Origin of the sequence: Anaerobiospirillum sp. NML120449 (assembly GCF_023051105.1) — a bacterium.
Lineage (GTDB): Bacteria > Pseudomonadota > Gammaproteobacteria > Enterobacterales > Succinivibrionaceae > Anaerobiospirillum.
In genome coordinates this window covers 42,846-53,796 of sequence record NZ_JALKIL010000031.1, presented here as the reverse complement: position 1 = coordinate 53,796, position 10,951 = coordinate 42,846, and the positions used below count along the sequence as shown (strand labels likewise).

Annotated in this window: 9 protein-coding genes and 3 pseudogenes; 3 read left to right on the top strand and 9 right to left on the bottom strand. The window is 52.4% G+C overall.

Going from position 1 to position 10,951, the window contains the following annotated elements; genetic code table 11:
- A pseudogene (locus MXE41_RS09275) lies at positions 1-165 on the top strand (IS6 family transposase); the annotation flags it as partial.
- A 53-nt stretch (positions 166-218) separates the two neighbouring features.
- Here the strand turns inward: MXE41_RS09275 and MXE41_RS09270 are convergent.
- The 3 genes and pseudogenes from MXE41_RS09270 to aac(3)-IIe form a co-directional block, all read right to left on the bottom strand.
- A pseudogene (locus MXE41_RS09270) lies at positions 219-1,267 on the bottom strand (IS3 family transposase); the annotation flags it as partial.
- A gap of 91 nt (positions 1,268-1,358) precedes the next feature.
- Positions 1,359-1,901: an AAA family ATPase gene (locus tag MXE41_RS09265; RefSeq protein ID WP_247100290.1), complete on the bottom strand. Its 543-nt coding sequence runs from the start codon at positions 1,899-1,901 to the stop codon at positions 1,359-1,361.
- Between the two features lie 12 nt (positions 1,902-1,913).
- On the bottom strand, positions 1,914-2,774 hold the full coding sequence (aac(3)-IIe, locus tag MXE41_RS09260; protein ID WP_000557452.1) for an aminoglycoside N-acetyltransferase AAC(3)-IIe: 861 nt from the start codon (positions 2,772-2,774) through the stop codon (positions 1,914-1,916).
- A gap of 106 nt (positions 2,775-2,880) precedes the next feature.
- On the opposite strand from aac(3)-IIe, the gene MXE41_RS09255 reads away from it, so the two are divergent.
- Positions 2,881-3,585, top strand: a complete 705-nt coding sequence (locus MXE41_RS09255) for an IS6-like element IS26 family transposase (RefSeq protein WP_001067855.1) — start codon at positions 2,881-2,883, stop codon at positions 3,583-3,585.
- A gap of 11 nt (positions 3,586-3,596) precedes the next feature.
- On the opposite strand, the pseudogene MXE41_RS09250 reads toward MXE41_RS09255, so the two are convergent.
- The 4 genes and pseudogenes from MXE41_RS09250 to MXE41_RS09235 all read right to left on the bottom strand — a co-directional run.
- Positions 3,597-3,914: pseudogene (locus MXE41_RS09250) on the bottom strand (IS6-like element IS26 family transposase); the annotation flags it as partial.
- A 316-nt stretch (positions 3,915-4,230) separates the two neighbouring features.
- Positions 4,231-5,046 (bottom strand): aminoglycoside O-phosphotransferase APH(3')-Ia, encoded by an 816-nt coding sequence (locus tag MXE41_RS09245; protein WP_000018326.1) that lies wholly within the window; start codon positions 5,044-5,046, stop codon positions 4,231-4,233.
- Positions 5,047-5,560: 514 nt separating this feature from the next.
- Positions 5,561-7,213 (bottom strand): chaperonin GroEL, encoded by a 1,653-nt coding sequence (groL, locus tag MXE41_RS09240; RefSeq protein ID WP_246977537.1) that lies wholly within the window; start codon positions 7,211-7,213, stop codon positions 5,561-5,563.
- A 28-nt stretch (positions 7,214-7,241) separates the two neighbouring features.
- Positions 7,242-7,532, bottom strand: coding sequence for a co-chaperone GroES (locus MXE41_RS09235; protein ID WP_246977538.1), 291 nt, complete (start codon positions 7,530-7,532; stop codon positions 7,242-7,244).
- 241 nt (positions 7,533-7,773) lie between these two features.
- Between MXE41_RS09235 and MXE41_RS09230 the strand changes: the two genes are divergently transcribed.
- Positions 7,774-8,247 carry a hypothetical protein gene (locus tag MXE41_RS09230; RefSeq protein ID WP_247100289.1) on the top strand — a complete coding sequence of 158 codons (474 nt, stop codon included), beginning with the start codon at positions 7,774-7,776 and terminating at the stop codon, positions 8,245-8,247.
- A gap of 1 nt (position 8,248) precedes the next feature.
- On the opposite strand, the gene MXE41_RS09225 is transcribed toward MXE41_RS09230, so the two are convergent.
- Together MXE41_RS09225 and MXE41_RS09220 are read right to left on the bottom strand one after the other, a co-directional pair.
- Positions 8,249-9,502 carry a DMT family transporter gene (locus tag MXE41_RS09225; protein ID WP_247100288.1) on the bottom strand — a complete coding sequence of 418 codons (1,254 nt, stop codon included), beginning with the start codon at positions 9,500-9,502 and terminating at the stop codon, positions 8,249-8,251.
- 538 nt (positions 9,503-10,040) lie between these two features.
- Complete coding sequence (locus tag MXE41_RS09220) at positions 10,041-10,727, bottom strand: FxsA family protein (RefSeq protein WP_247100287.1); 687 nt, start codon at positions 10,725-10,727, stop codon at positions 10,041-10,043.
- Positions 10,728-10,951 lie beyond the last annotated feature (224 nt).

Sequence of the window (10,951 nt, the reverse complement as noted above, 5' to 3'; positions counted from 1 at the left end):
CGGATAATCGGCGCCACGCTGGGATTTAAATCCATGAAGACGGCTTACGCCACCATCAAAGGTATTGAGGTGATGCGTGCACTACGCAAAGGCCAGGCCTCAGCATTTTATTATGGTGATCCCCTGGACGAAATGCGCCTGGTAAGCAGAGTTTTTGAAATGTAAGGCCTTTGAATAAGACAAAAGGCTGCCTCATCGCTAACTTTGCAACAGTGCCAATGTGGGCGTCTGGTGTTGTAGAAGTTCAGATATCGGGCGATGCCAGCGCGTGCCTCGGACACAGTCTTGTAGGCATGGAGGTAGACTTCCTCGTATTTGATCGAACGCCAGAGCCGCTCGACGAAGACATTGTCTCGCCACGCACCCTTGCCATCCATCGAGATGGCAATCTGTGACCTCTTCAGCACGGCGGTGAAGTCGATGGAGGTGAACTGCGATCCCTGGTCGGTATTGAAGATTTCCGGCCTGCCATGACGGGCAAGTGCCTCCTCCACCGCCTCGATGCAGAAGGCTGCTTCCATCGTGATCGACAACCGCCATGACAAGACCTTCCGGCTGAACCAGTCCACGACGGCGCACAGATAGACAAATCCTCGCGCCATGGGGATGTAGGTCAGGTCCATTGCCCACACCTGATTGGGCCGGGTGACTGCCAGCTTTCGTATGTGCCCTGGCGCTGGTTTCGAGGTGTTCGGGCGGCGGTAGATCGCCTTGATGCCCATCTTCTTCATCAGCGTGGCGACGTGTCGCCGCCCGGTCTCCAGACCTTCTCCTCTCAAGAGCCCTTGCAACATCCGACTTCCGGCAAAGGGGTAGTCGAGATGCAATTCGTCAATCCGGCGCATAAGGGCCAGATCGCCGTCAGACACCGGACGAGGCAGATAGTAGACGCTGCCACGGCTGAAGCCGAGAAGCTTCGCCTGGCGCACGACGGATAGCTTGTGCTCGCGGTCGATCATTTCTTTCCGCCCAGCAATCCCGCCTTGCCGAGCGCACCGGATAAAAAATCGTTCTCCAGTGTCAGTTCGCCGATTTTCGCGTGCAGCGTTTTGACATCGATGGTCGGACCCGACGGCTCCGCTTTCGTTTCATCGCCGAACACACCTGTCGCCCCCTCAAGGAGCTGGTCTTTCCATTGCTTGATCTGGTTGGCGTGCACATCGAACTGCTGGGACAACTCCACCAGCGTCTGCTCACCTCGGATGGCGGCAAGTGCCACCTTCGCCTTGAAAGCCGGGCTATGGTTCCGGCGCGGTCGTCTCGTCATGGTCTCTCCTGTTCCCGGCATCTAAGCCGAAGTCAGGCAGAAACTCCACTTATCCCCGCTGTGCAGATTTCCCGAGCCAGCTCTAAGGCGATCAGGTGCGCTGATCGAGTCTGTCGAGCACCATCGCTGCAAGTTCATCGCTGGTGTGTGCACCACTATCGAGAACACGGGTTGTGGACGGAAGCCGTTCCCTTGCGGCCAAGCATCGGGCGACATTCGCTAATCGCCACTCTCGAATCTCCGCATTCCGATTCGGGTCAGGATGCATGGTCTGGTTCGAGATCCGGTGACGCAATAGGTCCTCGTTAAGCATCAGAAAGATGTGCAGCAGCTGATCGTCGATCTGCCTTAACCCGTCGAGTATCTCAGTCAGATAGTCCGGGTGCACGAGCGTCATTGGGATGATGATGTCCTGCGAGTAATTCCTGCGAATCTCGCTGACCGCAGCGATCGTAAGTCCCCTCCACAAGGGGAGATCCTGATAGTCTCCGCTCGCTGGTATGGGGACCGTTTCTTTCACCACGAACCCGATTTCCTCAGGGTCAAAGATCAGCGATTTCGGACGCCGATCGCCCAGCCGCTCAGCGAGAGTCGTCTTTCCGGCGCCGAAAGGTCCGTTGATCCAGATTATCATTGTCGACGGCCTCTAACCGGAAGGCTCGCAAGAGCGCTGGGCGGCTTCGTGTGCTGGCACGATCGGAGTGGCTCCGAAGTGCTTCTCAAGATAGGTGACGCCGAACGTCACGATGTCCTGCGCGTCGAACAGGTAGCACTGAGCAAAGCCCACGACACCTTCTCGATGGCGACCGAGCTTCACGTAAGCATTTGCTATAGTTTCGACCGCATCCGGCTTTCCTTCGATAGCAAAGCAATCGAGAATGCCGTTTGAATCGTATTCTGATGCCGTTTTCCAGGCGACTTCACCGTTTCTTCCAAGCATCGGCATCTCATACGTCACCCATCGTTTGTTGGGGATATCCGCAACCGCCTCGGCGTAGTGCAATGCGGTAACGGAGTTTAGCGGCGCACCCAACAGCAGGGCCTTCCCGCCAAGGCGGACGAACCGCTCGACGGGCGACCCTTCCCCCAAGGCGTGACCGAGTTCGTGAGGCTCCGTCAGCGTTTCAGCTAGCGGACCAACCGCGACCATCGATGCATCGGGGTGCGCGCTGCGCCGCGCGCCGGGGGCTTGAACCAGAAATTGATTCAGCAGGCCGAACCCACGGTAAGTCCCGGCCGTTGCGGGATCGAACGGCGGCCAGGTACGGCGGGCTTTGTCATCCAACCGAGCGCCATTCAGAGTCTCCTCGTAGGGTGATCGGTCCCACGACGCGTATCCCATCACAGTGCCAGTCGGCCCAACCGCGGAGCGTAACGCGGCAACGACCGTCTCCGCTCCTCCTTCGACCGGACCAATCGCTTTAAGTGAGGCATGCACCATCAACAGGTCACCGGTTTGGACTCCTAATTTTCGAATTGCCTCCGTTATTGCCTTCCGCGTATGCATCGCGATATCTCCTCTAAACTGCAAAACACTATACCTATCGAGAGGCACTGTTGCAAATAGTCGGTGGTGATAAACTTATCATCCCCTTTTGCTGATGGAGCTGCACATGAACCCATTCAAAGGCCGGCATTTTCAGCGTGACATCATTCTGTGGGCCGTACGCTGGTACTGCAAATACGGCATCAGTTACCGTGAGCTGCAGGAGATGCTGGCTGAACGCGGAGTGAATGTCGATCACTCCACGATTTACCGCTGGGTTCAGCGTTATGCGCCTGAAATGGAAAAACGGCTGCGCTGGTACTGGCGTAACCCTTCCGATCTTTGCCCGTGGCACATGGATGAAACCTACGTGAAGGTCAATGGCCGCTGGGCGTATCTGTACCGGGCCGTCGACAGCCGGGGCCGCACTGTCGATTTTTATCTCTCCTCCCGTCGTAACAGCAAAGCTGCATACCGGTTTCTGGGTAAAATCCTCAACAACGTGAAGAAGTGGCAGATCCCGCGATTCATCAACACGGATAAAGCGCCCGCCTATGGTCGCGCGCTTGCTCTGCTCAAACGCGAAGGCCGGTGCCCGTCTGACGTTGAACACCGACAGATTAAGTACCGGAACAACGTGATTGAATGCGATCATGGCAAACTGAAACGGATAATCGGCGCCACGCTGGGATTTAAATCCATGAAGACGGCTTACGCCACCATCAAAGGTATTGAGGTGATGCGTGCACTACGCAAAGGCCAGGCCTCAGCATTTTATTATGGTGATCCCCTGGGCGAAATGCGCCTGGTAAGCAGAGTTTTTGAAATGTAAGGCCTTTGAAAGAGATAAAAATCGACAGTGCGGCCCCGGCTGTCGACGGCCCGGTACAGATACGCCCAGCGGCCATTGACCTTCACGTAGGTTTCATCCATGTGCCACGGGCAAAGATCGGAAGGGTTACGCCAGTACCAGCGCAGCCGTTTTTCCATTTCAGGCGCATAACGCTGAACCCAGCGGTAAATCGTGGAGTGATCGACATTCACTCCGCGTTCAGCCAGCATCTCCTGCAGCTCACGGTAACTGATGCCGTATTTGCAGTACCAGCGTACGGCCCACAGAATGATGTCACGCTGAAAATGCCGGCCTTTGAATGGGTTCATGTGCAGCTCCATCAGCAAAAGGGGATGATAAGTTTATCACCACCGACTATTTGCAACAGTGCCCGCCACGGCAGTTTTCACCCTCGATGCCAACCACGTCAGGTGGCAAATTTTCGACATTAACCGCGACGATGCTAAATTTCAGGGAGAAGTGCGTGGGTGAGATAGCCGGTCGTCAGTCATAAAGGGCAGGGTAGTACCGTTGGCCCGGCGTTCGATAGTACCGTCCGGATACTGCCAGATATCGGCGTCCAGGGAGATGTCCTGAAGCGCGGTGTCCGGAATTTCAGGTTTGTGTCTCTACAAAGACTAACTATCAGAAAAACTCATCGAGCATCAAATGAAACTGCAATTTATTCATATCAGGATTATCAATACCATATTTTTGAAAAAGCCGTTTCTGTAATGAAGGAGAAAACTCACCGAGGCAGTTCCATAGGATGGCAAGATCCTGGTATCGGTCTGCGATTCCGACTCGTCCAACATCAATACAACCTATTAATTTCCCCTCGTCAAAAATAAGGTTATCAAGTGAGAAATCACCATGAGTGACGACTGAATCCGGTGAGAATGGCAAAAGCTTATGCATTTCTTTCCAGACTTGTTCAACAGGCCAGCCATTACGCTCGTCATCAAAATCACTAGCATCAACCAAACCGTTATTCATTCGTGATTGCGCCTGAGCGAGACGAAATACGCGATCGCTGTTAAAAGGACAATTACAAACAGGAATCGAATGCAACCGGCGCAGGAACACTGCCAGCGCATCAACAATATTTTCACCTGAATCAGGATATTCTTCTAATACCTGGAATGCTGTTTTCCCGGGGATCGCAGTGGTGAGTAACCATGCATCATCAGGAGTACGGATAAAATGCTTGATGGTCGGAAGAGGCATAAATGCCGTCAGCCAGTTTAGTCTGACCATCTCATCTGTAACATCATTGGCAACGCTACCTTTGCCATGTTTCAGAAACAACTCTGGCGCATTGGGCTTCCCATACAATCGATAGATTGTCGCACCTGATTGCCCGACATTATCGCGAGCCCATCTATACCCATATAAATCAGCATCCAGGTTGGAATTTAATCGCGGCCTCGAGCAAGACGTTTCCCGTTGAATATGGCTCATAACAGTATCCTTAGTGAGATCAGTTGACGATCATCACACTTTATAAAATCATTTATCTAACAGGATTGAATGACAATGCCTGTGATTACCCTTATCAGAAACGTCTTGCACCCTATCTTGTCCATCCCCTCTGGAGCCCGCATTAAAAGGCGCTTTATATGAAATTATCAAGCCACTATAGATACACTGCATAGCTCAGCAATATAAACAGAATGTAAATACATATTACATGATGTAAATATGTTTGTTTTCATTACTATGCGCTGGTTTGCTAATGTTCAGCATCATTCATGAATCTGGCTGTATTCATTACTAAATATTTTGTAAATTGTTTATGCGGCATTTGTCAGGTTTATTTGACTGTGTCCCTGCTGGCATATACTCGTAATTGTGTATCGTACGGTTATCCGACAAACAAAAAGGCCAGACTCTGAGTTTGTCTCAGAATCTGGCCCTTTTTCAGGTCAGAGCACGGGGCTCTGACCGGGACTCAAGGTGTTGAGCGTGGGGCAAATTACATCATGCCGCCCATGCCGCCCATACCACCCATGCCGCCCATGCCACCGGCCATTGGAGCGTCATCCTTCTTAGGGGTGTCGGCAATCATGCACTCGGTGGTGATCATTAAGCCGGCGATGGAGGCAGCGTACTGCAGAGCAGAACGGGTTACCTTGGCTGGGTCAAGAATACCCATCTCGATCATGTCGCCGTATACATCGGTAGCAGCGTTGTAGCCGTAGTTGCCGGAGCCGGTACGTACGTTGTTGGCAACAACAGATGGCTCTTCACCAGCGTTGGCAACGATCTGACGTAATGGGGCTTCCATGGCGCGCAGGGCAACCTTGATACCAACCTTCTGATCCTCGTTGTCACCGGCAACCTTGTCAGCAATGGCAGCAGCAACACGAACCAGAGCAACACCACCGCCAGGAACAACACCTTCCTCAACGGCAGCGCGGGTAGCGTGCATGGCGTCCTCAACGCGGGCCTTCTTCTCCTTCATCTCAACTTCGGTAGCAGCACCAACCTTGATAACGGCTACGCCGCCAGCGAGCTTGGCAACACGCTCCTGAAGCTTCTCACGATCGTACTCGGAGGAAGACTCAGCGATCTGCTTGCGGATCTGCTCAACGCGGTCAGAGATGTCCTCAGCCTTGCCAGAACCGTCGATGATGGTGGTGTCATCCTTGGTGATAACAACGCGCTTGGCAACACCCAGGTCATTTAATGTGGCCTTCTCGAGCTCCATGCCCAGATCGGCAGAGATTACGGTACCGCCGGTTAAGATAGCGATATCCTGTAACATGGCCTTACGACGGTCACCGAAGCCTGGGGACTTGACGGCGGCTACCTTAACGATACCGCGCATGTTGTTTACTACCAGGGTAGCCAGAGCCTCAGACTCTACGTCCTCAGCGATTAACAGCAGGGACTTGCCAGCCTTGGCAACACCCTCGAGGATTGGGAGGATGTCACGAATGTTGGAGATCTTCTTGTCACACAGCAGGATGTATGGGTTCTCCAGCTCAACAGTGCCGGTATCAGCCTTATTGATGAAGTATGGGGAGAGGTAGCCACGGTCAAACTGCATGCCCTCTACGAGGTCTAACTGATCCTCAAGACCCTGACCATCTTCAACGGTGATAACGCCGTCACGGCCTACCTTCTCCATGGCCTCAGCAATCAGGTTGCCTACGGTGGTGTCGGAGTTGGCGGAGATGGTACCTACCTGAGCGATGGACTTGCTGTCCTTGCACTCGGTGGATAAGGTCTTTAACTCTTCAACAGCAGCAGTAACAGCCTTGTCGATACCGCGCTTTAAATCCATTGGATTCATACCGGCAGCAACGGCCTTTAAGCCCTCAGTAACGATAGCCTGAGCTAAAACGGTAGCAGTGGTGGTACCGTCACCGGCAGCGTCATTGGCCTTGGAAGCAACTTCCTTAACCATCTGAGCACCCATGTTCTGGAATTTGCCCTCGAGCTCAATCTCCTTGGCAACGGTAACACCGTCCTTGGTGATTAATGGAGCGCCATAGGCCTTGTCCAGAACTACGTTACGGCCCTTAGGACCGAGGGTAACCTTAACAGCGTTGGCCAGGGTGTTAACACCCTCTAACATCTGGGAACGAGCATCATTGCCAAAAAATACGTCTTTAGCAGCCATTTTCTTAAATCCTGTATGTAATCAAATCTTATTCGTTAACAATAGCTAAAATGTCGCTCTCGGAGAGGATGAATACCTCTTCACCGTCCAGGCGCTCTTTCTTGGTGCCGTAGCCTTCGTTGTAAACAACTACATCACCAACCTTAACGCTTAAAGGAGCGGTCTGGCCATTGTCCAGGATGCGGCCATTGCCAACGGCAAGTACCTTGCCACGAGTGGACTTCACAGCGGCGGAGCCTAATAAGATGCCGCCTTCAGACTTGGTCTCAACCTCGAAAGGCTTGACGATTACACGGTCGTATAAAGGAACTAACTTCATTTTTTTGCCTTCAATAATGCGCGTCCCATTCTGCTTTTGCAGAGTTACGCAAATCCAAACTTGTCTGCCGGCTTCTGTGCCGGCCAAATCCAGACTGACTTGTGAGGAGCAATTCGACTCTGTCCGGTAAGAAAGCTGCTTTTGCAGCTCTCTGTTGCGCCTTCACGGAGTACATATTGTTAAGGACCGGCTCAAACGGCCCCTCAGGCAAATCAATCTGTATTCTTGAACATTTACTAAAATGGGGCCGCAAAAACGCTTTTCAAGGTCAGGTCACATCTTTTTTGAACAAAATTCACTGCGCCGCATAAAAATGCCATTTGTGCCGCAAGTAAATACCAGGCAATGTGGTGATTTGAACAATATGTGGCTGACCGCTGGACCATGCATTACAGGTTTGCAAAGTTCACGTAATGCGGTCAAAAGCTCTGTTTCAGGCCATTGCTCAGTACAGACTGAAAGTACCCGTAAGTGCTTTACAAAGGTGCCAGAGACTGCAAATATTCAAGCTGATATTTTTTTTCTGCCATTTTCACTCCCTGGAAAGTCCCGCAGGTCGCTCAATGGCTCTGGTTCCCTGCTGCTCCTGATCTTTTGGACAGCGCTCAGCCTCTCTCTCCTGGAGCTCAAGCTTCAAGTCTACAAAAAGAAAAAGCACCCGCCGGGGTGCTTTTTCTTTTGGTGTAAGGCACGAGTTTATGCCGCTGTCACTTAACTCAGCTCTTGAGCGGCTGATGTGGCGTGGCATCTGCGCCGTCAGTCGCTGTGGCAGTGGCCGGCTCAGCTGCTGTCTGCGCAGCCGCATTGGCTGGAGCAGGAGCGGCGGCTGGTGCTTGGGCTGCTGCGGCGCTGTCAGCTGCAGCGACTTGGTTTGCGGCCGGGGCTGCGTCGGCTGGCGCTGCTGAAGCAGTGTCAGCCTTGGAGCTGCCGTCTTCGTTGCGGCGGAAAGTGTTCTGTTCGTGGGTGATGACGCCCTTTTCGACGAGGGCGTTGTTGTGCTCTTCGGCAAGCTCTGGGAAGCGCTTTAACAGGTTGACCTCGGACTCAAGCTCAATCTGCTCAGGAGTCTTCTCCTGTACACGCATTACCATCTTGGATTTGACGGTAACTACTACGCCGCCAATGATGAAAGCAGCACCGAGAATCTGAGCTGGCAGAATCTCCTCACCCAGGATGGTAACGCCCAGGATGCCACCAGTAAGAGGCACCAGGTAAATAAATACACCTGCCTTGGAAGCGCCTACCTTGCCCACGGCGTAATTCCAGCCGATAAAGGCCAGCAGACCGGAGAAAATAACCAGATAGGCAAAGCCCCAGATAGCCTCGGAGGTAACGGTATAGACCTCAAGGGTGCAGGTAATCAGACCGGTCAGATAGCACAGCATTGAGCCAAACAGACCTGACCATGCAGTAATGGCAATGCTACTTACCTTGTTGGAGATATTGCGGCCCATTACACAGTAGGCAGACCAGGCTACCTCGCAGATAACAATGTAGATATCGCCAATGTTAAATGACAGGTTGAGGATAACGTCTATCGAACCCTTGGAGATAATGCACATGGCGCCAAAGCAGGATACCATAATGCCCAGCCAGCCATAACGGTTGAGGCGCTCACCAAGGAAGAAGAAAGCCAGCAGTGTAGTAGCGGTAGGACCGATACTTTCGATAAGTGCGGTATTGGTTGCAGTGGTGTGCTTTAGACCCAGAAAGAGCAGACCGTTATGGACGAGTACGCCCATAAAGCCCAGCGCAAAGGTAATCATAAGCACTTCTTTTCCCGGTTTGAGGCCCTTGGTATCACGCAAAATCAGCATGACAGCAAAAAGAGGAATGGCCATCAGCAGGAAGCGGGTTCCTGTGATCATCAATGGCGAGAAAGACTCTACGGCAAACTTGCCAAAGGCCGGTGTTGCGCCCCAAATCAGGCATACAACCAGAAGCAGAATGTAGTACTTAGCCTGGGACATGAAAATAACCTCAAAGAAAAGAACCCGGCATGGGACGTCAGCACTGTCTGGCTGCATAACGTACCCCATGCTCAGGGCGAACCCTGCACTGGGCAGGACCACGTATCGGGCCGCTTTCAGCCTGTCTCAAGGAAAAGCTGTCAGCTGTACCCTGAACCTTTAGTGTCTAATTAACTGTACGAAACCTGACTTGCGCTCCTGCTGCAGCGGCATTGCAGCTCAATGCCCGGCACTGCAGGGGCAGTATGACCATTAAGAAGCTCGTGCAGGCTCCAAATGGACTGGTTGGGTCCGACTCTGGGCCAGATGGCAAAGACAAGGCCAGTTTCCCTGAGTGCCCGTTCAGGTACAGGCAAATCAGGGATAACTCGGGACAGCTGCCGGGGAGGGCTGCAGGCAGGCATGTGAGCTGCCCTGCAGTTTGAGCTGCCCTGCAGTTTGAGTCGTGCCCAAAATGAAGACGCCTACTGCCCATAAGGGTAGTAAGCGCCTTCTGGTTGTTGTTGCCGGGCCTTATAACGGCCCTGAGAGCGGACTGCTATTTGCTGGGGCTGTCGTCTTCGACAATTTCCTCAAACTTGGCGTCCTTAATCTCTTTTTCAGCCTGAAAACGGGCTTTCATTTCACTGATGGTGGCCTTGCCGGCATCAGGATTTTCTCTTGGAATATTGCCCTGCTCAGCACGGGCACGCTCCTGAGCCTCTTTTTCCAGATCACGGGTACTTTTGCCGTACTTTTTGATGAAGTCTTCGTACTCCTGGTTGCGGCTCTTGAAGATATTAGCCTTGTCAAACACAGGCGAGGAAAAGAGATCCTTCTGAAACAGGCTGCCCTTGATGTTAACCAGCATCAGCACAATGGCCACAGCATCGGTTGCAAAACCAGGAATGAGGTACATGAGCATCATAATCTGAGAGAACATGATGCGCTTTTTGAGCGACATCATGTAGTTCTCACGCTCATGAGGTTCCATGGACAGGATCTTTTCACCATCCTCATTTAGGTCAACCGGGGCGCCCTCCATACTCTTCAAGATAACTTCAGTAAATCTTTGCATCTTGCGCAGATCGGAGGTCATCATGGACTTGGCTACAGACATACCTGCAAAGCTGATGAAGAACAGCAGGAAAATGGTCAGCAGAAAACCAATGGTCTGGCCAAGCAGCACAAAGAGATAAATCTCAAGGGCAAACCACAGCAGGAAGAAAAGCGAAAATCGACCCATTAATACCTCAGCATAGAAAACCTTGATACCACAGTCTGACGGCTGCTACCGCCATAAAGCAGTTGACCTATTGTACAGACTTTCTTTCCTGACAGATCATAAAGCCTGCGCCTTATGCTCAATATAGGGCTGACCTCCATGAAAGCCCCAGCAGGGCATGGACATCACTCCCTCAAAAGAGTATGCATGGGCACGCCATGACGCGCAAGAACGTACCAGCTCGC

Coding starts and splice junctions, on each gene's coding strand:
- MXE41_RS09220 (WP_247100287.1), bottom strand. CDS start 10,727: ATGGGTCGATTTTCGCTTTTCTTCCTGCTGTGGTTTGCCCTTGAGATT.
- MXE41_RS09230 (WP_247100289.1), top strand. CDS start 7,774: ATGGGGCCGCAAAAACGCTTTTCAAGGTCAGGTCACATCTTTTTTGAA.
- MXE41_RS09235 (WP_246977538.1), bottom strand. CDS start 7,532: ATGAAGTTAGTTCCTTTATACGACCGTGTAATCGTCAAGCCTTTCGAG.
- MXE41_RS09255 (WP_001067855.1), top strand. CDS start 2,881: ATGAACCCATTCAAAGGCCGGCATTTTCAGCGTGACATCATTCTGTGG.
- MXE41_RS09245 (WP_000018326.1), bottom strand. CDS start 5,046: ATGAGCCATATTCAACGGGAAACGTCTTGCTCGAGGCCGCGATTAAAT.
- groL (WP_246977537.1), bottom strand. CDS start 7,213: ATGGCTGCTAAAGACGTATTTTTTGGCAATGATGCTCGTTCCCAGATG.
- MXE41_RS09265 (WP_247100290.1), bottom strand. CDS start 1,901: ATGATAATCTGGATCAACGGACCTTTCGGCGCCGGAAAGACGACTCTC.
- MXE41_RS09225 (WP_247100288.1), bottom strand. CDS start 9,502: ATGTCCCAGGCTAAGTACTACATTCTGCTTCTGGTTGTATGCCTGATT.